Raw genomic sequence first — 21,363 nt, 5'->3', positions numbered from 1 at the left:
GGGGTCAGACCCAGACTCCCTTGCCGACGGCAACCACCCCGCCGGAACTGATCGCGAATCGCTCCCGATCCCTGTCCAGATCGACGCCCACCATCTCACCGGGCCCGACGACCACGTTCTTGTCCAGGATCGCGTGGCGTACCACCGCGCCGCGTCCGACGCGCGCCCCCGGCATGATCACGCTGCCCTCCACGATCGCGCCGTCCTCGACCACGACGTTGGAGGACAATACCGAATTGCGTACCGAGGCCGCCGAAATGATGCTGCCCGCTCCCACCACCGACTCCTGGGCTGAGCCGCCGTTGACGAATTTGGCCGGCGCCAGGTTTTCCGAGGCGCCGAGGATAGGCCAGCGCCTGTTGTACAGGTTGAACACCGGATGCACCGACACCAGATCCATGTGCGCGTCGTAGAACGCGTCGAGGGTTCCCACGTCCCGCCAGTAACCCCGGTCCCGGTCGGTGGCGCCCGGCACGTCGTTGTCTTTGAAGTCATAGACCGCGGCCATGCCGTCGGCCACCAACCGCGGAATGATGTCGCCGCCCATGTCGTGATCGGAATGGTCGTCGTCGGCGTCGGCACGGATCGCGTCGATCAACACCTTGGTGGTGAAGATGTAGTTGCCCATCGACACGAAGGTGGCGTCCGGATCGTCCGGGGTGCCGGGCGGATCCATCGGCTTCTCGACGAAATTGCGGATCCGGCCGGATTCGTCGGCGTCGATGCAGCCGAACGCGCTGGCCTCGGCTCGCGGCACCCGGATGCCGGCCACCGTGGCGCCGGCGCCGCTGTCGACGTGGAAGCGCACCATTTGCTCGGGGTCCATCCGGTACACGTGGTCGGCGCCGAAAACCACGATGTAGTCCGGATCTTCGTCGTAAATCAGGTTCAGCGACTGATAGATCGCGTCGGCCGAACCGGTGTACCAGCGCGGTCCGAGGCGCTGCTGGGCCGGGACCGGGGTGATGTACTCGCCGGCCAGACCGGACAACCGCCAGTTCTGCGAGATGTGCCGGTCCAGTGAATGCGACTTGTACTGCGTGAGAACGCAGATCCTCAGGTAGCGCGCGTTGACGAGGTTGGAGAGGACGAAGTCGATCAGCCGGTAGCCGCCGCCGAAGGGGACTGCAGGCTTGGCGCGGTCGGCTGTCAAAGGGTACAGGCGTTTGCCTTCACCGCCGGCCAGCACGATGCCCAGCACCTGTGGCGATTCCCTCATGCGCTTCAACCTATCGGCACCTGCGGACCCCTGCCACCGATCCCTCGCTCGCTCGAGAGCTCGACGACCGGATAGGTCAAGGATATTCGGCTCGCCGGCCGGCTCCACAGCAGCCCGCCATCCGCGCTCCGCCGCGCCCGAACTACGGTGCGGGTATGCGGGTGGCGATGATGACTCGGGAATACCCTCCGGAGGTCTACGGCGGTGCCGGAGTGCATGTCACCGAGTTGGTATCCCAACTGCGCAAGTTGTGCGCGGTCGACGTGCATTGCATGGGCGCGGAGCGTCCCGATGCCACCGCCCACCAGCCCGATCCGCGGCTGCGCACCGCCAACGCCGCGCTGTCCACCCTGTCGGCAGACCTGGTGATGGCCAACGCTGTCAGCGCGGCCGCCGTGGTGCATTCGCACACCTGGTACACCGGGTTGGCCGGACATCTGGCCAAACTGCTCTACGGCATCCCGCACGTGCTGACCGCGCATTCGCTCGAGCCGATGCGGCCGTGGAAGGCCGAACAGCTCGGCGGTGGCTACCAGGTGTCGTCCTGGGTGGAGAACACCGCGGTGCTGGCCGCCGACGCGGTCATCGCCGTCAGTTCCGGGATGCGCGACGACATCCTGCGCGTCTACCCGACGCTGGATCCCAACCTCGTGCACGTAATCCGCAACGGCGTCGACACCGAGGTCTGGTATCCCAGCGGACCGGTCCGCGCCGGCTCGGTGTTGCCAGAACTCGGCGTTGACATGCAACGACCCATCGTGGCCTTCGTCGGACGGATCACCCGGCAGAAAGGTGTCCCGCACCTGGTGGCGGCCGCGCACCAGTTCAGCCCGGAGGTCCAGGTGGTGTTGTGTGCCGGCGCGCCCGACACCCCGGAAATCGCCGAAGAGGTGCGGTCGGCGGTGACCGACCTGCAGCGCAGCCGCGCCGGGGTGTTCTGGATACGGGACATGTTGCCCCAGCACAAGTTGCGCGAAATACTCTCGGCTGCATCAGTTTTCGTGTGCCCGTCGATTTACGAGCCGTTGGGCATCGTGAATCTGGAGGCAATGGCCTGCGCGACGGCGGTGGTGGCGTCCGACGTGGGCGGGATCCCCGAAGTCGTCGCCGACGGCGTCACCGGCTCCCTGGTGCACTACGACGCCGACTACCCCGACGCCTACGAGGCGCGTCTGGCCGAGGCGGTCAATGCATTGATCGCGGATCCCGAGAGGGCCGAACAGTACGGCCACGCCGGGCGTCAGCGCTGTATCGAAGAGTTTTCCTGGTCACACATCGCCGAGCAAACCCTGGACATCTACCGCAAGCTGTGTGATTAGCGCAGCCGGCCGGCACGCTGACTCAGCTGGTGACGCCCTTGAGTTCGTCGCCCAGCGCGGCGGCTTCGTCGGGTGTCAGCTCGACAACCAGCCGGCCACCGCCTTCAAGTGGTACCCGCATCACGATGCCGCGCCCCTCTTTAGTCGCTTCGAGTGGACCGTCGCCGGTCCGGGGCTTCATCGCCGCCATCGAGTGCTCCCTCCAGATTCGATCTGGCCCGCACCCGCGGACCTGGTCGGCGCCGAGCATGCCCCGACAGTGAATTTCCAGCCATACCCGACATTGAACTGACAAATCACCACTCTATTGTTCCCTATCGCGGTGACCACGTGCACAAAGGCCCACTTCTGGCGGCAACGGTGGTTGTCAATCCGCGTTGGGCGGCACCCAGCAGGTGCCGATGTGGTCGTCCACCATGCCGGTCGCCTGCATCAGCGCGTAGGCGGTGGTGGGCCCGACGAAGCGGAACCCGCGGCGTTTGAGCTCGCGCGCCATCGCCTTTGATTCGGCACTGGTTGAAGGTATTTCAGCAAGGTCGGTGAACCGGGGACGGGCGGCCGGCGCGAACGACCACAGCAGCTCGGACAGGTCCTGCGGCGATCCGAGTTCGAGGGCGGCGCGTGCGTTGCCGACGGTCGCCTCGATCTTGGCCCGGTTGCGCACGATCGTCGGGTCGGTCAGCAGGCGCTGTACGTCGGCCTCGGTGAAACGGGAGATCTTCGCGACGTCGAACCCGACGAAGGCGCGGCGGAAGTCGGCCCGTTTACGCAGGATGATCAGCCACGAGAGGCCGCTCTGGAAAGCTTCCAGGCTCATCCGTTCGAACAGCGCCGTGCCGTCGGTGAGCCGCCGGCCCCACTCGTAGTCGTGGTAGTCGCGGTACAACTCGGCGTCCGGCCCCGGCGGCAGTTCCGCCCAGCCGCAGCGAACCCGGCCGTCGCTCACGGGCGGGTCACGTCGGCCCGGAACGATCCGACCCGACGGCGTCCGCGTCGGTCAGGTCGACCACCCCGGCCCCGGTCTCGGCGCTGGAGGCCTGCAGGGCGGCGACCTGAGCGCGCAAGGTGTCCAGTTCCCGGCCGAGGCGCTCCAGCACCCAGTCCACCTCGCTGGTCTTGTAACCGCGCAGCACCTGGGTGAATTTGACCGCATCGACGTCGGCGCCGGTGACACCGAACGCCGGCAGGACGGTCGCTGTGGTGGCCCGCGGCAGGGGCGGCAATGGCTCGCCGCGGCCGAACAGCAGGCTTGCCGCGCCGAACAACACGATCGCCACCAGGATCAGGACCACCAGGTAGAGCAACACCAACGCCACGGGACTGATCTTGCCCTATGACCTGACCCGGGACCGACAGCCGTTCAGCGCGGCCGGAACACGTTCATCGGCGGCCGATCGGCCAGCGACACCGGCCAGGTGTGTTGGGTGTAGCCGTCCCCGACCGGGAAGAACTGCGTCAGGCCGACGCCGGAGTCGGGAATCCCGCACCGCGACAGCAGGGTGGCGATCACCTGACGGCTCATCGCGCCCAACTCCTCGATCGGACGGTTGCGGTGCTGCCGTACACCCAGGTTGACCTGCGCGATCGCGTCCAGGCCCAGCCGGTCGAAGGTGTCCACCAGCAGGCCGATCTCCACGCCGTAACCCGGGGCGAACGGCAGCGCGGTGAGGAGCTCACGGCTGGCCGCGTATTCCCCACCCAGTGGTTGCAGCACGCAGCCCAGCTCGGGCCGCAGTGCGGCGAGCAGCGGTCGGGCCACGAGTTCGGTGACGCGCCCGCCGCCGGTGGCATTGCCGCCGGTCAGCGGTCGCCGGTAGAAGCCCTTGACCAGTGCGATGTCCTGGCCGGTGAGCAGCGGGCCGACCAGGTACGGCACGAACATCGGGTGCGGGTTGACCAGGTCGGAATCGATGAACACCACGATGTCGCCGCTGGTGGCGGCCAGCGAGCGCCACAGCGCCTCCCCTTTGCCGGGGCGGGCGGGCAGCTCGGGCAGCGCCTGCTCGCGGCTGACCACGCGGGCGCCGGCGGCGATGGCGCGGATCTCGGTGTCGTCGGTGGACCCCGAATCCAGCACGATCAGCTCGTCGACCAACCCGTCGACCAGCGGGGAGATGCTGTCGATCACCGATCCGATGGAGTCTTCTTCGTTGAGGGCCGGCAGCACCACCGAGATCGTCCGCCCGGCCTTGGCGGCGACCAGCTCGCCGACCGTCCAGCGCGGCAGGTTCCAGCTGCGGTCGGCCAGCCAGGCGTCCCCGGGTTGCGCCGAGAGCCGGGCCAGGTCCAGCTCGGAAGCCGTCATGCCAGTCCTCTCACGGTGCGCGTCGGCGCGCGCGTCCCCTGGATGGAGGCCACCATCTCCAGTACCCGCCGGGTGGCCGCGACCTGGTGCACCCGGAACATGCGCGCTCCGGCGGCCGCCGCGAGCGCGGTAGCCGCCAGCGTGCCCTCGAGCCGTTCGGTCACGTCCACACCCAGAGTCTCCCCGACGAAGTCCTTATTGCTCAACGCCATCAGCACCGGCCACCCGGTCTCGACGAGTTCGGCCACGTGCCGCAACAGGATCAGGCCGTGGAACGTGTTCTTGCCGAAATCGTGGGTGGGGTCGATCAGCACCCGGTCACGGGCCACTCCGACCGCAACGGCCCGCTCAGCGGCGGCGGTGACCTGGCGAATCACGTCGTCCACCACCCCGCGGGTAGTCGTACCGTAACTCACCCGGAAGGGTCGCGTCCTGGGCAGCGCACCGCCGGTGTGGGAGCACACCAGGCCGACGCCGAATTCGGCGGCCACCTCGGGCAGGCCCGCGTCACTGCCCGCCCAGGTGTCGTTGATGATGTCCGCGCCGGCCGCACACGCCAGCCGGGCCACCTGGGGGCGCCAGGTGTCGACGCTGATCAGCTGGTCGGGATAGGCGCCGCGCAGCCATTCGACGAACGGCACCAGTCGGGCGATCTCGGTGTCGGCGTCGACGATCTCCCCCGGTCCGGCCTTGACCCCGCCGACATCGATGACGTCGGCACCCTCGGTGATCGCCCGGTGCACGGCGTCGCGGGCAGCCTCCTCGGCGAAGGTCGCGCCCTGGTCGAAGAACGAGTCCGGGGTGCGGTTGACGATCGCCATGATCAGCGCGCGATCAGCCGCGACGGGGCGACCGCAGAAGGTTGACGACACGACTCCATGGTGCCCGGTCACCGGCGTTGACTCTGCGCTCAGGGCACGGTCTACTCGCACTTCCCCGCCCCAGACGCAGAGTCGCCGGGGGTGCGGGTCAGCCCTGCGGGCGCTTCCCCGCCGCAACCTCGCCCGGGTAGTCCTCGTAGTACTCGACATAACCCTCTTTGCGCCCGGCCAGCACGTACAGCGGGTCCTCGATATCGGAGCCGTAGGCCTGTTTGCGTAGTTCCACCTTGCGGCTCTTGAACGTGGTGGTGTGCTCCAGCGACTCCACCAACCGCACGAACAACGGCAACGCATAGGCCGGCAACTTGTCATACACCGCCCCGGCCAACGATTTCCCGTCGAAATCCTTGCCGTCGCGCAGCTTGACCGCGGCCATCCCGGCACGCCCGCCGGTATCGGGCACCTCGACGCCGAAGACAGTGCACTCCTCGACGTTCTTGTCCGACGCCACCGCCGCCTCGACCTGTGTGGTCGCCACGTTCTCGCCTTTCCAGCGGAACGTGTCGCCCAGCCGGTCGACGAACGCCGCGTGGAACATGCCCTGCGGCCGCATCACGTCGCCGGTGTTGAAGTACGTGTCGCCCTCTTTGAACGCGTTGCGCACCAGCTTCTTCTCGGTGGCTTCCTTGTCGGTGTAGCCGTCGAACGGCTGCAGCCGGTTGACCGGGCTGAGCAGCAACCCGGGCTCGCCGGCGGGCACCCGACGCACCCGCCCGTTGTCGTCGCGGACCGGCTCGCCGGTGTCCGGGTCGTATTCGACATAGGCCAGCGGCATCGGCGAAATACCGGTGGTGCGGGGCATATTGAAGAAGTTGATGAACGCGGTGGTTCCTTCGCTGGCGGCGTAGAACTCACACACCCGCTCGATGCCGAAGCGCTTGGTGAATTCGTCCCAGATGTCCGGGCGCAGCCCGTTGCCGGCGATGACGCGGACCTTGTGCTGGCGGTCGGTGGGCTTTTCCGGCTGGTTGAGCAGGTAGCGGCACACCTCGCCGATGTAGATGAACGCGGTGGCGTCGTAGGCGATCACCTCGTCCCAGAAGCGGGACGCCGAAAACGACTTGCCCAGCGCCAGGGTCGCCCCCGAGTTGATCACCGACGACACCGCGACCGTCAGCGCGTTGTTGTGGTAGAGCGGCAGGCAGCTGTACAGAGTGTCGGAGGCCTTCAACCGCAACCCCAGCCCGCCGAACGCGCCGAGGGCCTTGAGCCACCGGTAATGCGTCATCACGCTGGCCTTCGGGTAGCCGGTGGTGCCCGAAGTGAAGATGTAGAACGCGGTGTCGCGGGCCCGCACCGACGACGCCGCGGCCGGGTTGGTCGCGGGCGCGGTGGTGGCGAAGCGCTCCAGGTCTTCGATGGTCAGCACCTCACCGGCCGAACCGCCGGACTCACTGACCGCACTGACCAGGTCGGATTCGGCAATGAGCACCTTGGCGTCGAGCAGGCCCAGGCTGTGCGACAGCACGTCGCCACGCTGGTGGTAGTTGAGCATGCCGGCGACCGCGCCCAACTTCACCACCGCCAGCATCGTGAGCACCGCGTTGGGCGAATTGCGCAGCATCACACCGACCACATCACCCGGGCCCACACCTCGCGCGGCCAGCACGGCGGCGTAGCGGTTGGCGGTCGCGTTGGCCTCGCGGTAGGTCAACTGCTGATCGCCGAACTTCAGGAAAACCCGGTCGGCGTAGCGGGCCGCGCGCTCCTGGAACACCGCGCCGATCGAGGTCTTCGAACTCGGCCGCGGCAGCAGGCCGGTCTTCACCGCGCGCAGGATCGAGGGCGTGTCGGCCACCAGAGCGGGCAGCCGAAGAGCGATATCGGTCAGTTTGACTCGTGTGTGTGACTCGTGCTCGGCCACGTGGTCCCTCGATTCCCTAGCAAGCCCGCTGATACCCAATACATACAGCCCGGCCCGGCCGGGCTGTCACGCTGGTGCGCACGCCTGCAGCGCATCGCCGACCTTATCGACCACCACCAGCCGGTTGACCGCTGCCTGCGAGATGTAACCGCTGTCGAGCAAACCGAAAATCCAGGCGCGCACCCCGTCGTAATGCCCCCACGGGTCCAGGATCACGATGGGCTTGTCGTGCACCCCCAGATATCCCTCGGTCCACGCGCTCAGCAATTCGTCCAGGGTGCCGACACCGCCGGGCAACGCGATGAACGCATCTGCCCGTTGCTCCATCACCTGCTTCCGTTCGCTGAGGGTGTCGGTGATAATCAGCTCGTCGGCCTGCTGGTCGGCCAGTTCACGGTCCAGCAGCATGGTCGGGATCACCCCGACGGTCCAGCCGCCGGCGGCCCGCGCCGCGGCGGCCACCGCGCCCATCGCCGACACGTGGCCGCCGCCCCACACCAGCGTCCAGCCCTGCTGCGCTATCCCCTGACCCAGCGCGGCGGCGAGTTCGAGCAACTCCGGGTGCGTCGGCGTGGCAGCGCAGTAGACGGCCACCGCCCGCCGGCCGCCGTCGCTGTTGTCTGAGGGCATCACCGCAACGTAGACCAACTGCGCAGTTGCCATAAAGTCGAACAGTGCCGATCCGCTGGAACGTCCCGCAACACACCGAGGCGCTGGAGCGGCTGCACGGCGCGTTGCGGGAATCCGGGGGCGGGATCGTGGTCGGACCCGACGGCGTCGGCAAGTCGACGCTGGCCCGACTGGCCGCCGAACGCTGCTGCGCCGAGCACCCGAACACCGTCACCCGCTGGGTCATCGGGACCCCCACCGAGCAGGTGGTGCCCTTCGGCGCCTTCGGACATCTGATCGAATTCGCCGACATCGGGAAACCGGCCGCACTGTTGCGGGCCGCCCGGACGTCGCTGACCCGGGCCGCCCAGGAGAGCGATCTGCTGCTCGTCGTCGACGAGGCCCACGACCTGGACATCCTGTCGGCGACCCTGGTCTACCAGCTCGCCCGCGCCGGCACCGCCCGGATGATCGTCACCGCGCGGGCGGACGCGGCACCGGCCGCCATCGCCGCGTTGTGGACGGACGGCCTGCTGGACCGCATCGACATCGCTCCGCCGGGTGGGCTGACCACCGCGGCGGAGGTCGACGAATTCCTCGCCGAGCTGCCGGCGCCGGCCCGTTCGGTGCTGGACTACCTGGCCCTGGTCGAGCCGCTGACGTTGGCCGATCTCGCCGTGCTGGCCGGCGAGGGCGCGGTCGAGGAGGCAACGGACCTCGGCGCCGCCGAGACCCGGGTACGCAATGACGACGAGCCGGTCGCCTACATCGCCCATCCGCTGTTCGGCGAGCGCGTCCGGGCGACCTCGGGTGGCGACGTGCTGCGACGACGGCGCACCGAGCTGGTCGAGTTGCTCTCCGGACACCCGTGCGAGCACCCCAGCGACCGGTTGCGGCTGGCGTCGCTGGCGCTGGACTGCGACGCGTTGCAGCCGGTCGCCGAGGTGGTCGCCGCCGCGCAAGAGGCGCTGCGGCTCGGCGATCTGTGGCTTGCCGAACGGTTGGCGCGCGCCGCGCTGGACCGATCGGGCGGGCTGGATGCCCGGCTGGTGCTGGGCCAGGCACTGGCCTGGCAGGGACGCGGCCGTGACGCAGGCCAGGTGCTGGCGGCGGTGCAGCCTGCCGACTTGTCCGAAGCCGATCTGATGGCCTGGGCGGTGCCGCGGGCGGCCAACCAGTTCTGGATGTTGGGCGAGCCGGAGAAGGCCACCGCGTTCCTGCAGACGACCCGCAATCGGGTGACCGAGCCGGCCGCCCAGAATGTGCTGGACGGGCTGACCGCCACCTTCGCCATGAACTCGGGAAATCTGCAGCGTGCCCTCGCCGTGGCCACCGACGTGCTGGCCGCGCCGTCGGCCGGCGACATGGCGGTGGCGTGGGCCGCCAGTGCCGCCGCGTTGTCGTCGGCGCGGATGGGACGCTTCGCCGATGTCGGGGCCCTGGTCGACAAGGCAACGGCAGCAGAGCATCCCGGACTGCTGCGGTTCACCGCGGGACTGGCACAGATCACCTCGCTGCTGATGGCGGGTGAGGTCGCGCAGGCGCAGACCCTGGCTCAGCAGTTCACCGACTTCGCCGAACTGCAGCAACCGGGCCGGGCCATCGGTGAGGTGCTGATAGCCCTGGTGCTGAACATCCGAGGTGAATTCGGTGCTGCCGCAAAGCTGTTGGAGCCCGCCGCCGCCGAGCTGGAACGTTCGGGCTACTCCTGGGGTCCGCTGTCGCTGATCTTGTTGACCACCGCCATCGCGCGCCGGGGCGACATCCCGGGGTCGGCGAAAGCGTTGCGGCGCGCGGAGAACCGGCACGGGACCAAGTCGGCGCTGTTCGCCCCCGAACTCGGTCAGGCGCGCGCGTGGACCAGGGCGACGGCGCGCGACCGGATGGGTGCGACGTCGGCGGCGCGCGACGCCGCCCGGATGGCCGAACGCGCCGGGCAGTCGGCGGTGGCGCTGCTCGCCTGGCATGACGCCGTCCGGCTCGGCGATGTCCGGGCCGTCGAGCCGGTCACCCGGCTCGCCACTGAAATCGACTGCAAGGTAGGCGAAATCGTCGTCCGGCATGCGCGCGCACTGGCCGGCCGGGACACCGCCGGCCTGCGAGCGGTGGCCGACGAATTCGCCGCGATCGGGATGGGCGCGGCAGCGGCCGACGCCGCGGCTCAGGCGCAGGGCTGAGGCCGCTGCTCAGCGCGCAACGACGCGGACCGGGCCGTCGAGTCCGCGGCAGCGAGGTGCGCCACAGCCTGCTACCGGCTCAGGTAGCGGCGCAGCATCTCTACTGACGCCGCAATGTTGGCGACGGGCACCCGCTCGTCACGCTTGTGCGCCAGATTGGGATCGCCGGGCCCGTAGTTGACCGCCGGAATGCCCAGTGCCGCAAAGCGGGACACGTCGGTCCACCCGTACTTGGCCCGGACCTGTCCCCCTGCGGCCTCGACCAGAGACTTCGCCGCGGGATGCGTCAGGCCCGGAAGGGCGCCCGCCGCGGAGTCGGTCAGATCGATCTCGACGTCCAGCCCGTCCAGCACCTCGTGCACGTGGTGTAAAGCCGCTTCGGGCGAGCGGTCCGGGGCGAACCGGAAATTGATCGTGACCGCCGCCGCGTCCGGGATCACATTGCCGGCGACGCCGCCGTCGATACGCACCGCCGACAGGCCCTCGCGGTAGCCGCACCCGTCGATGTCAACGCTGCGCGCCCGATAGCCGGCCAACCGGTCCAGCACCGCACCGAGTTTGTGAATTGCGTTGTCGCCCAGCCACGATCGGGCCGAGTGCGCCCGGGTACCGGTGGCGCGGACCACCACCCGCAGGGTGCCCTGGCAGCCTGCCTCGATCCAGCCGTCGGTGGGCTCACCCAGGATGGCCACGTCGGCGGACAGCCACTCCGGCAACTCGCGCTGGATGCGGCCCAATCCGTTGGCCGCCGACTCGATTTCCTCACAGTCGTACATCACCAGGGTCAGGTCGTGCACCGGGTCGGCGAGGGTGGCCGCCAGATGCAGAAAAACCGCATCCCCGGCTTTCATGTCGGCGGTGCCGCAACCGTGCAGCTGGCCGTCCACCAGCCGGCTGGGCAGATTGTCGGCGACCGGAACGGTGTCCAGATGCCCGGCCAGCAACACCCGCGTCGGACGGCCCAGCGCCGTGCGCGCCAGTACCGCGTTGCCGCTGCGGACGATCTCGAAGCGGGGCGCCTGGGCACGCAGGGCCGCCTCCACCTCGGCGGCGATGCGCGCCTCGTCGCGCGATTCACTGGGAATGTCCACCAGCGCCGCGGTCAGCGCCACCGGGTCGCCGCACAAGTCCAACACGGCACCAAGTATGCCGAGCAGTCGCAAAAGCCCCTATTTTGACCGGCAAATGGGTGCTTTTGTGTCTGCTCGCGCGGGAAAGTAACCTGACCGCCGTGACTGGAGCTGCAGGCATCGGCCTGGCGACGCTGGCATCCGACGGATCTGTCCTGGACACGTGGTTCCCCGCACCGGAACTGACCGAGTCCGGCGACAGCGCCACCTCCCGGTTGGCCCTTTCCGACGTGCCCGCCGAACTGGCCGCGCTGGTCGGACGCGACGACGACCGCCGTACCGAGACCATCGCCGTGCGCACTGTGCTCGGGTCGCTGGACGATCAGGCCGCCGACGCGTACGACGCCTACCTGCGGCTGCATCTGCTGTCGCACCGCTTGGTAGCGCCGCACGGGCTGAACGCCGGCGGCTTGTTCGCAGTATTGACCAACGTGGTCTGGACGAACCGCGGCCCCTGCGCCGTCGAGGGTTTCGAGGCGGTGCGGGCGCGGTTGCGCCGGCACGGGCCGGTGACGGTCTACGGCGTCGACAAGTTCCCCCGCATGGTGGACTATGTGCTGCCCACCGGGGTGCGGATCGCCGACGCCGACCGGGTGCGCCTGGGTGCGCACCTGGCGCCGGGCACCACGGTGATGCACGAGGGTTTCGTCAACTTCAACGCCGGCACCCTGGGCGCATCGATGGTGGAGGGCCGCATTTCGGCGGGTGTCGTGGTGGGTGACGGCTCGGACGTCGGCGGCGGCGCTTCGATCATGGGCACCCTGTCCGGCGGCGGCGAGCAGGTGATCTCGATCGGCAAACGCTGCCTGCTGGGCGCCAACGCGGGCCTGGGCATCTCGTTGGGCGACGACTGCGTGGTGGAGGCGGGGCTGTATGTCACCGCCGGCACCAAGGTCAACACCCCCGACGGCAGCACACTCAAGGCAGCCGAGCTGTCCGGCGGCAACAACCTGCTGTTCCGACGCAACTCGCTGAGCGGCGCGGTCGAGGTGGTGCCGCGCGGTGGCCAGGGCATCGCGCTCAACGCGGACCTGCACGCCAACTAACGCGCGTCGAGTTCGGTCCCGCTGGTTTCCGGCAGTCGGTAGACCGAAATCAGGCTCAGTCCCGCCAGCGTCAGCAACAGGTACGCGATGCCGGCCGCGCCATAGGCTGCCAGCAGCCAGCCCGCGACCAGCGGTGGCACCGCACCGCCGGCGATACCCGCCAGATTGATGGACAGCGCCGTCGCGGTGTAGCGGTAGCGGGTGGCGAACAGTTCGGGGACGAAGGACGCAATCGGTCCGAAACAGCTCGCGGACACGGCGTACATGCCCAGAATCGCCACCGCGAACAGGACCGGGTCACGCGAATCGATCAGCGGCATCACCGCCACCGCCCAGGGCAGTGCCGCGGCCCAGCTGACCAGCAGCACGCGGCGCCGCCCGAACCGGTCGCACAGGGTGGCCGTGAGTGCGGCGAACACCAGGCAGGTCAGCCCGCCCAGCACCCCGACGGCCAGGATCAGGTTGCGGGAATACCCCAGTTGGGTATGCGCGTAGCTGGGCAGATACGCACTGGCGAGATAGGTGAAGGCGAAGCACCCCAGCACGCTGCCGCCGGCCAGCATCACCTCGGCGCGTTGCAGTCGCAGCACCTCGGTCAGCGGGGCCACGGCCGCGTGGGTTCGCTGACCGGCGAACACCGGCGTCTCGCCGACGTTCAGGCGCACGTAGAGCGCGATGGTGATCAGCACCGCGCTCAGCAGGAACGGAATCCGCCACCCCCATTGCAGGAAGGCGTGGCTGCCTTCGCCGATGGTGGCGTTGACACCCAGGAACGTCAGGCTGGTCAGCACCAGCGCGATGCCGCCGCCGAGCACGGTGAACATTCCGTAGAACCCGCGCCGATCGACCGGCGCGGATTCGGCGCTCAGCAACGCCGACCCGGCCCATTCGCCGCCGACGGCGAACCCCTGCAGCACCCGCAGCACGATCAGGATCAGCGGGGCCGCCAGGCCGACGGTCGCCGTGCTGGGCACCAGACCCACCGTCACGGTGGACAGCGCCATGATCAGCAGGGTGGCGACCAGGGTTCGCTTGCGGCCCAACCGGTCCCCGAAATGTCCGAAGACGGCCGCGCCGAGCGGTCGGGACAGGAACGCGGTGGCAAAGGTGCCCATTGAGGCGACAGTGGCCATCGTCGGACCCAGGTGCGGGTAGAACACCGTGGGAAACACCAGGGCTGCTGCGGTGCCGTAGATGAAGAAGTCGTAGTACTCGACGGCCGAGCCCACCAGACAGGACAGGGCCACCGCTCGCATCGGGCTGGACGCGGGAGCTGCGGCTTCAAGCGTGGTTGGTGGCACCCTGAAAACGGTAGCGGCCCGCAGGTGCGCGTTTGCCTGGGAAGTGCTGGCAGGATGCTGCGAGCCGGTGCGCTGCGGTCACCACCGCCACCACCGACACCACCGCCGAAGTGGCCTCCGTGCTGTTCCGTCAGCCCTCGTCGATCAACTGCTTTTTGAGCACCTTGCCCAGCGCGTTGCGGGGCAGCGAGTCCACGATCCGCACTTCGCGAGGCCGCTTGTGCGCTGACAGTTGTTGGGCGACATGGTCTATCAGCTCGGCAGGATCGGCCTGGCCTACCACGTAGGCCACGATCCGCTGGCCCAGATCCGCGTCGGGCAGGCCGACCACCGCCACCTCGGCCACGTCGGCGTGTCCGAGCAGCACGGTCTCGATCTCGCCTGCCCCGATGCGGTAACCGCCCGACTTGATCAGGTCGACCGACTCCCGGCCCACGATCCGGTGCATGCCGCCGTCGTCGACGACGGCGACGTCGCCGGTGCGGTACCAGCCGTCCGCGGTGAATGCCTCAGCGGTGGCCTCGGGGCGGTTGAGGTACCCGTCGAACAGGGTGGCGCCCCGAACCTGAAGTTTGCCAACGGTTTCCCCGTCGTGCGGAACCGGATCGCCGTGGTCGTCGACCATCCGGGTCTGCACGCCGGTCAACGGCCACCCGACCCAACCGGGGCGCCGTTCCCCGTCGGCCCGGGTGGACACGGTGATCAACGATTCGGAGGCACCGTAGCGTTCGATGGGCCGGTGCCCGGTCAACGCCTCCAGGCGTTCGAACACCGGCACCGGCAGCGCCGCACTACCGGACACCAAAAGTCGTGCTGCTCTTAGTGATTCGGCTGCCGCAGGCTCGGCCACCAGCCGCGACCAGACCGTCGGCACCCCGAAGTACAGCGACCCGCCCGCGGCCGCGTACCCGTCCGGCGTCGGTTTTCCGGTGTGCACGAAGCGATTCCCGACCCGCAGCGAGCCGAGCAGTCCGAGTACCAGACCGTGGATGTGGTACAGCGGCAGGCCGTGCACGAGCACGTCGTCGGGTGTCCACTGCCAGGCTTCGGCCAGCGCATCCAGATCGGCCGCGATGGCCCGCCTGCTCACCTGCACGCCTTTGGGCAAACCCGTTGTGCCCGAGGTGTATACCACCATCGCCAGCGCATCCGGTGCCGGTTCGGCGTACCGGTGCCAGGACCGCGCATGCAGGCGGACCGGAACGTGTTGCAGGCCATCGGGATCGTCCGGCACCGGACCCAGCCAGGCCTGGGCGCCGGAGTCGGTGAGCATGTGCCGGCGCTCGGCCACGCCGACGTCGGCGGGCACCGGCACCACCGGCACGCCGGCGATGAGGCAGCCGACGATCGCCAGGACCGTGGACGCCGTCGGGACGGCCAGTACTGCGACCATCCGCGCGCCCGCCACCCGCTCGGCGACCGATGTCGCGCCGCCGACCAGGTCGCTGCGGCTGAGCCGGAAGCCGTCGATGCTGACCGCGTCGGGGATGTCGTCGGCGGTGGCGACCGCAGGATTCAGCGAGGTCAGCAGCACGTGAGCGAGGCTACCGGGTCAGCCACGCTCGTCCCAGATCTTCATCAGGGTGGACAGGATCTCCTCGCCGCGGCCCAGGCCGGCGAGGTGGCTCTCCTCGGGCAGGTGGAACAGTTCGGCGTCGGGCAGCCGGGCGACCATGTGCTCGCCGTGCGAGAACGGGATGATGTGGTCGTGGTCGCCGTGCCACCATTTGACCGGTACCTGCACCTCGTCGAGGTGGAATCCCCAGTCCCGCGCAAACAGCATCACGTCGTTGAACGGCGCCGCCAGCTGCCGGCGGCTGCCGTTGAGCAGGTCGTCGAGGAACATCGCCTTGAATTCGGGACGGGTCAGCAGGTGCCGATCGGCCTCAGGCGAAAGCAGCGCGTAGATGTCGAGCGCGGTCGAGGCGACCGGCCGGATGCCCTGGATCAGCATGCTGGCGCCGATCCGCAGCGGGTTGCCACCGAACTTCAGCAGTGGTGCGACCCGCACGCCCAGTGTCATCGCGCCGCCGCTGATGCCGTCGGGACCCTGCGTCGGCGCCACGCCGCCGAGCACCCCGACCGCGACCACCCGGTCAGCCAGCCGCGCGCCACATGCCAGCGAATAGGGTCCGCCCCCGGACAATCCGACGACTGCCATGTGCTCGATGCCCAAGGTGTCGGCGATGGCGCGCAAGTCGCCGGCGAACTCCGAGATGGCTTCGTAGCGGTGCGGCGTCGAGGAGCCGATGCCGGGCCGGTCGATACCGATCAGGCGGATGTCGTGGTGTTCGGCGTAGATGCGGGCCTCGGTCGGGATCTGGCGCCGGGCACCCGGAGTGCCGTGCAGCCAGAACACCGCGCGCCCCTGCGGGGCCCCGAACTCGGCGAAACCGATCTGCCGGTTGTCGCCGACGGCGATGTTCCCCTCGAGTTTCGGACGGTCGATCGCGACGGCCATGCCGAACACCTTTCTATCGGATACGTTAACGCATTGGAAATCTTATCAGTGCAGCTCAGACGACTCGCGCCGGTCCACTTCGGTCCGGTTCCCGCCGGCTCGCTTGGCCCGGTACATCGCCGAATCCGCACTGTCGATGAGACGGTGCACCACATTCTGCACGGTCGCCGACGAGCAGACGCCGGTCGCGATACCGATGCTCACGGTGAAACCGGGGCCTGCCGCATCCGCGGCGAGCGCGGCATGTATCCGACCGGCCACCGCGCGTCCGGCGCTGGAGTCACCGCGCAGCACGATCACGAACTCCTCGCCGCCGATCCGCGCGGCGGCCGTATCCAACGATGCATCGGCGACACCGGCGCGGATGCACTCGGCGATGGTGGTGAGCACCCGGTCCCCGACTTCGTGCCCATGGGTGTCGTTGATCGCCTTGAATCGGTCGACATCCACCGTCAGCACCGTCACCGGTGTCACCGTCGCACCCACCAGGCCGTCCAGACTGTTCTCCAGGCCGCGGCGATTGTTCAGCCGGGTCAACGGATCGTGAAGCGCCGCAACGGCACCGGTGCGCAGCGTCAGCAGATACGCCTGCATCACGACGGGAAATCCCAAGACGATCGGCACGACTATCAGCAGGTTGATGGTGGTGACGTTGCCGGGAAACAGATGCTGGCGCAACGATTCGGCGTAGCACCAACCGATCGACCCCGCCGAGAACATCAGATGCGCTGTCAGCGCCCGCGGCCCGTGCAGGACAACGATGTAAAAGCCGTTGATGGCCAGCACCGTCAAGCCGGGCATGGCCAGGAACGTCTGACTCACGTTGACGACAGTGCCGAGGATGCACAGATTGGAAACGAGGATGAACAGCGCCGAAACCCGCTCGGAGGGGAACGGTCCGAACGCCCACCCGATGCCTGATACCGCCGCCACCGCGACGATGAAATAGCTGACTTCGGGGATCTTCAGGTAGGGGTAGACGGCGGTGAGGATGCTGATGCCGGCGTAGAACACCATCAGGATTCCCATGAACACCTGGTGTAGCCGCAGCAATCCGCGGTTGCGCAGCTGCTGCACCGTCCAGTCGAAACCCGACGGCTGGTTCCACCAGCCGACCACGAAGTCTCTGAACGCCCTGCGCACCGGCCCGACGCCCCCTCTCTGTCCAGGGCAGTCTAGGACGGCATCGGCCCGGCGCTAGGCGTTCAGCACCCGTTCGCCGATGATCCGCTGGTCGCGCAGTTCGGCCAGTGCGTCGTCGGAAAGCCCGAGCGCACGCAGGATTTCGTCGTTGTGCTGACCGAGGGTGGGCGGGGCGGTGCGGTGGTGCCGACCGGGCCCGGGTGTGATCCGGAACGGCCAGCCCGGAAAGCGGCGCGGTCCGGTGACGGGATGCTCGAACCGTTCGTAGAAATCCCGGGCGGCGAGCTGAGCAAACTCGTACATCTGGTCGCCGGTGACCACCTGCTCGGCCGGAATGCCCTGTGCGCGAAGCTGTTCGACGATGACCTGTGCTCGCTGAGTACAGGTCCAGGCGGTGACCAGTTCGTCGAACACATCGTGGTCCAGGGACGGGTCGTCGGGCAGCGACAGCGCCACCCACGTCCCGTCCTGGGTCGGGTAGACCCCTTGCAGGTGGCCGCGCCGCCGATTGCCGGCACGGGGGCACACCACACCGTTGCGCGAGTACTCGATCACCGGTTCGGCGGTCACGCAGGCGGCGACCTCGATCTGGGCGACCTCGATCAGCTGGCCCTGTCCGGTGCGGCGCCGGTGTTCCAGCGCGGCCAGCAAGGCGACCCCGGCGTGCACGCCGACGATCGGATCGGCCGGACCCTGCAGGTTGCACGGCGGCCCGTCGGGGTAGCCGGTCACCGCCGTCATCCCCGACGTCTGCTCGATGTTCAGCGCCCAGCCGACGTAGTCGCGCCACGGCCCGTCCAGTCCGAAGCCGGGCATGCGGACCGCGATCACATCCGGGTTGAGCGCCACCAGCGACTGGTAGTCCAGGCCGAATTGCTCGACCACGCGCGGGGAGAAGTTCTCCACCACGATGTCGGCCTGCGCGGCCAGCCGGTGCGCGATGTCGCGCCCGCGCCGGGTGTTCAGATCCAGGGTGAGGTCGCGCTTGTTGAGGTTGGTGGCCTGCCACAGTGCGCTGCGCTCGTACCAGTCCTCACCCTCGAAGGGATAGGCACCGGAATAGCGGTGGCCGTCGGGACGCTGGATGGACTCGATCTTGACGATGTCGGCGCCGAACGCACCCAGATAGCAGGTGAGGTAGGCGCCGGCCCAGAAGGTACTCAGATCTAGCACGCGCAGTCCCTGGAAAGGGGATTCCGGCGGCGGGGGCGGCGCAGTGGCGCAGTGCGGCGGGGCAGCATCACCGGCGCCCATCCGGAAGGGCGGACCGGGGCGGCGAAATCCGTTGCCCTCGATGAAGAATCCGCGCTCGGCGTACTGCGGCGAATCCAGGATGGTGGCGCCATCGTTGACCGGGGCCGCCGGGATCCGCATCGCCTGGCTCAGTTCGACGAGTTCGGCCACCGTCTGCGCGGCGAGCAACGGCGCTGCCTTGGCGAAGAACTCGGCACGCTCCGGGCCGCCCAGCATGATGGCGATCTGGTGCTCACCGAACTCCGGCAGTCCCAGCATCGCGCACACGTCGAGCCAGTGCTGCCCGGTCAGACAGTTGATACCGACCCACCCGTCGGCTGCGCGCACCACACCAAGCATCGGCGCCGCCCGGACATTCGGTTCCAGCCCAAGGCTTTTCATCCGCTCGGCCATCAGCATCGGATACGGCAGGGTGGACAGCAGCGACTCGAACTCCGAGACGTCGACCTGCCGGAAGCCCGTCGATCGCAACGCGGTCAATGCGGCCATCCCACCGTAGACACCGGCGACGTATTCCGAGATCCGGGCACCGGCCTGCACCGGCGGGCGCTGCGGATCCCGGGTGCTGATCCAACCGGACACCGCCTGCATGGTCAGCGGGGTGGCGATGCGGTCACGCCACGGCCCGGTCTGTCCGAAGGGAGAGATGCTCAGCAACACCAGGTTCGGGTTGATCCGCGCCAGCGTGACGGTGTCCAGGCCCCAGCCCGCCAGCGTGCCGGGTGCGTGGTTCTCCACGAGTACGTGGGTCCGCGCGATCAGGCCTTCGGCGGTCGCCCGGTCACCTGGCTGAGCGAAATCCAGTGTGATGCACTGCTTTCCGGCATTGAGATATTCGAACAGACCACTATGCTGCGGGTCGGGTATCCCGCTGGGGAAAGGCCCCCACCGGCGCAACGGATCACCGTCCGGAGGTTCGATCTTGACGACCTCGGCACCGAGGTCGGCGAGCAACTTGGCGGCGTACGGTCCGGCGATCTCGGTGGCGATTTCGACCACGTGCAGCCCCGACAGGGGCCCGGTCACGCGGGCACGCCGATGGCCATCGACTCCATGTACTGGTGCACCCCGCCGATCCCGCCGCCTTCCCGGCCCAGCCCGCTCAACTTGAATCCGCCGAACGGCGCCGCGCCGGCACCACAACCGTTGACCGCTACCTGTCCGGTCCGGATCCGGCGGGCGACGCCCACCGCCCGCTCCACGTCACCACTCCACACCGCGCCGGAGAGGCCGTAGCGCGAGTTGTTCGCGATCGCGACCGCATCGTCGTCGTCGCGGTAGCGCACCACGCTCAGCACCGGTCCGAACACTTCCTCCTGGGCGATCACCGAATCCGGCTCGACCTCGGTCAGGATCGTCGGCTCGAAGTAGAACCCGACGTCCAAGCCGGCCGGCCGGCCGCCCCCCGTCACCAACCGGGCTCCGCCGTCCAGCGCGCCGGCCACGTGGGCCGCCACCCGGTCGCGTTGCGCGTCGCTGATCAGCGGGCCCATCTGCACCTCGGCGTCGGTCGGGTCACCCACTTCGACCTCCCGGGCCAGTGCCACCAACCGGTCCACGACGTCGTCGTGCAAGGCATCGGGCAGCAGCAGCCTGCTCTGCAGAATGCAGGCCTGCCCGGCGTGCAGTGAGCAACAGTCGAACAGCAGCTGCTGCAACATCTCGTCGGTGACCTCGGTGTCGTCCAGGAGGATGCACGCCGACTTGCCCCCCAGTTCCAGCAGAATCCGCTTGAGGGTGTCGCCCGCGGCCGCCATCACCTGGCGCCCGACCACCGAGCTGCCGGTGAAGCTGACCATGTCGATCCGCGGATCGGTGGTGAGCAGCTTCGCCGCGTCGACGCCGGACGGGGTGACGACGTTGACCACCCCGGGCGGGATGTCGGTGTGCTCATCGATGAGCCGGGCCAGCGCCAGCCCGGCCAGCGGGGTCAGCGGCGAAGGCTTGAGGACGACGGTGTCGCCGGCGGCCAACGCGTGGTTGAGCTTCATCACGTTGAGGCAGTGCGGGAAGTTCCACGGCGTCAGGATCGACACCACACCCAGCGGCTGGTGCCGGAGCAGCGTGGTCCCGGCACCGATCCCGGTCACAGCGTCGTCGGCCAACTGGGTGGCCAGCTGGGCGGCGTGCATGGACATGAACGCCGCCCCGTCGACTTGCATCAGCCGCTCGTTCTGGATGCAGCCCCACTCCTGCTGAGACAGCGCGAAGAAGTCGTCGGCGTGCTTGAGCAGCGCCTCCCCGAGTTGGGTGAGGCACCTCGCCCGGTCTTCGGGTGTCGAACCGGCCCAGGGGCCGTCGTCGAATGCGCGCCGTGCCGCGCCGATCGCATCGCCGACCTGGCCGGTGCTCGCGTCGGGTGCGGTGGCGATGACCTGCTCGGTGGCCGGCGAGATGTCGTCGTAGCGACCGTTCTCCGGTTCGACCCAGCGCCCGTCGATGTAGAGCTGGTAGCTGTCCACGAGCGCCGGTAACACAGCCATCTGCTTCCTCACCCCAGAGATCGATGATGTCGGTCATCTATTCCCCTGGTGTACACCCGCCGAACCCGGGCGTCAATCACTGCACAACTGAATTCTGCGCTGTTTCATGGTGTTGCGGGCGTGTTGACAGCGCGATTACCAGCAGAGTAGACACAATGCACAAGACACTTT

At 68.6% G+C, this 21,363-nt stretch carries 18 protein-coding genes; 3 read left to right on the top strand and 15 right to left on the bottom strand.

The window, feature by feature from the left end:
- Positions 1-4: 4 nt before the first annotated feature.
- Complete coding sequence (gene glgC, locus AC5Y5Z_RS18740) at positions 5-1,219, bottom strand: glucose-1-phosphate adenylyltransferase (protein ID WP_463826713.1); 1,215 nt, start codon at positions 1,217-1,219, stop codon at positions 5-7.
- Between the two features lie 155 nt (positions 1,220-1,374).
- On the opposite strand from glgC, the gene glgA reads away from it, so the two are divergent.
- Positions 1,375-2,538, top strand: coding sequence for a glycogen synthase (gene glgA / locus AC5Y5Z_RS18735; RefSeq protein WP_499926845.1), 1,164 nt, complete (start codon positions 1,375-1,377; stop codon positions 2,536-2,538).
- A gap of 22 nt (positions 2,539-2,560) precedes the next feature.
- On the opposite strand, the gene AC5Y5Z_RS18730 is transcribed toward glgA, so the two are convergent.
- The 7 genes from AC5Y5Z_RS18730 to log all read right to left on the bottom strand — a co-directional run bounded on the left by AC5Y5Z_RS18730 (position 2,561) and on the right by log (position 8,218).
- The gene (locus tag AC5Y5Z_RS18730) at positions 2,561-2,728 is read right to left on the bottom strand and encodes a DUF3117 domain-containing protein (protein ID WP_003406247.1); all 168 of its coding nucleotides are present in this window, start codon (positions 2,726-2,728) and stop codon (positions 2,561-2,563) included.
- A 177-nt stretch (positions 2,729-2,905) separates the two neighbouring features.
- The gene (locus tag AC5Y5Z_RS18725) at positions 2,906-3,484 is read right to left on the bottom strand and encodes a DNA-3-methyladenine glycosylase I (protein ID WP_463826715.1); all 579 of its coding nucleotides are present in this window, start codon (positions 3,482-3,484) and stop codon (positions 2,906-2,908) included.
- A gap of 7 nt (positions 3,485-3,491) precedes the next feature.
- A complete protein-coding gene (locus AC5Y5Z_RS18720; RefSeq protein ID WP_463826716.1) occupies positions 3,492-3,854 on the bottom strand; it encodes a DivIVA domain-containing protein in 363 nt (120 codons plus the stop codon).
- 44 nt (positions 3,855-3,898) lie between these two features.
- The gene (locus AC5Y5Z_RS18715; RefSeq protein WP_463826717.1) at positions 3,899-4,843 is read right to left on the bottom strand and encodes a glucosyl-3-phosphoglycerate synthase; all 945 of its coding nucleotides are present in this window, start codon (positions 4,841-4,843) and stop codon (positions 3,899-3,901) included.
- Positions 4,840-5,715, bottom strand: coding sequence for a dihydropteroate synthase (gene folP / locus AC5Y5Z_RS18710; protein WP_499926842.1), 876 nt, complete (start codon positions 5,713-5,715; stop codon positions 4,840-4,842). Before folP ends, AC5Y5Z_RS18715 begins: the two co-directional genes overlap by 4 nt.
- A gap of 97 nt (positions 5,716-5,812) precedes the next feature.
- Complete coding sequence (fadD6, locus tag AC5Y5Z_RS18705) at positions 5,813-7,588, bottom strand: long-chain-acyl-CoA synthetase FadD6 (RefSeq protein ID WP_463826719.1); 1,776 nt, start codon at positions 7,586-7,588, stop codon at positions 5,813-5,815.
- Positions 7,589-7,654: 66 nt separating this feature from the next.
- A complete protein-coding gene (log, locus tag AC5Y5Z_RS18700) occupies positions 7,655-8,218 on the bottom strand; it encodes a cytokinin riboside 5'-monophosphate phosphoribohydrolase (RefSeq protein ID WP_499926897.1) in 564 nt (187 codons plus the stop codon).
- A gap of 44 nt (positions 8,219-8,262) precedes the next feature.
- On the opposite strand from log, the gene AC5Y5Z_RS18695 reads away from it, so the two are divergent.
- Positions 8,263-10,374: an AAA family ATPase gene (locus AC5Y5Z_RS18695; protein WP_499926840.1), complete on the top strand. Its 2,112-nt coding sequence runs from the start codon at positions 8,263-8,265 to the stop codon at positions 10,372-10,374.
- A 71-nt stretch (positions 10,375-10,445) separates the two neighbouring features.
- Here AC5Y5Z_RS18695 and dapE read toward each other — a convergent pair whose 3' ends face one another.
- A complete protein-coding gene (gene dapE, locus AC5Y5Z_RS18690; RefSeq protein ID WP_499926838.1) occupies positions 10,446-11,510 on the bottom strand; it encodes a succinyl-diaminopimelate desuccinylase in 1,065 nt (354 codons plus the stop codon).
- 86 nt (positions 11,511-11,596) lie between these two features.
- Between dapE and dapD the strand changes: the two genes are divergently transcribed.
- Entirely contained in the window at positions 11,597-12,550 is a 954-nt protein-coding gene (gene dapD / locus AC5Y5Z_RS18685) for a 2,3,4,5-tetrahydropyridine-2,6-dicarboxylate N-succinyltransferase (RefSeq protein WP_499926895.1), read from the top strand.
- Here the strand turns inward: dapD and AC5Y5Z_RS18680 are convergent.
- The 6 genes from AC5Y5Z_RS18680 to AC5Y5Z_RS18655 all read right to left on the bottom strand — a co-directional run bounded on the left by AC5Y5Z_RS18680 (position 12,547) and on the right by AC5Y5Z_RS18655 (position 21,192).
- Positions 12,547-13,806: an MFS transporter gene (locus AC5Y5Z_RS18680; protein ID WP_499926893.1), complete on the bottom strand. Its 1,260-nt coding sequence runs from the start codon at positions 13,804-13,806 to the stop codon at positions 12,547-12,549. The genes dapD and AC5Y5Z_RS18680 overlap by 4 nt on opposite strands.
- A gap of 175 nt (positions 13,807-13,981) precedes the next feature.
- Positions 13,982-15,385 carry an acyl-CoA synthetase gene (locus AC5Y5Z_RS18675; RefSeq protein ID WP_499926836.1) on the bottom strand — a complete coding sequence of 468 codons (1,404 nt, stop codon included), beginning with the start codon at positions 15,383-15,385 and terminating at the stop codon, positions 13,982-13,984.
- An 18-nt stretch (positions 15,386-15,403) separates the two neighbouring features.
- Positions 15,404-16,312 carry an alpha/beta fold hydrolase gene (locus AC5Y5Z_RS18670; protein ID WP_463826723.1) on the bottom strand — a complete coding sequence of 303 codons (909 nt, stop codon included), beginning with the start codon at positions 16,310-16,312 and terminating at the stop codon, positions 15,404-15,406.
- Positions 16,313-16,357: 45 nt separating this feature from the next.
- Complete coding sequence (locus AC5Y5Z_RS18665) at positions 16,358-17,455, bottom strand: GGDEF domain-containing protein (RefSeq protein ID WP_499926834.1); 1,098 nt, start codon at positions 17,453-17,455, stop codon at positions 16,358-16,360.
- A 54-nt stretch (positions 17,456-17,509) separates the two neighbouring features.
- A complete protein-coding gene (locus tag AC5Y5Z_RS18660; protein WP_499926832.1) occupies positions 17,510-19,735 on the bottom strand; it encodes a CaiB/BaiF CoA transferase family protein in 2,226 nt (741 codons plus the stop codon).
- Positions 19,732-21,192 (bottom strand): aldehyde dehydrogenase family protein, encoded by a 1,461-nt coding sequence (locus AC5Y5Z_RS18655; RefSeq protein ID WP_499926830.1) that lies wholly within the window; start codon positions 21,190-21,192, stop codon positions 19,732-19,734. The genes AC5Y5Z_RS18660 and AC5Y5Z_RS18655 overlap by 4 nt, the downstream gene beginning before the upstream one ends.
- Positions 21,193-21,363: the final 171 nt, after the last annotated feature.

This window comes from Mycobacterium sp. NGS29, assembly GCF_059812965.1.
The sequence above is the reverse complement of the archived record's forward strand: the minus strand, read 5'-3'. Positions and strand labels throughout refer to the sequence as shown.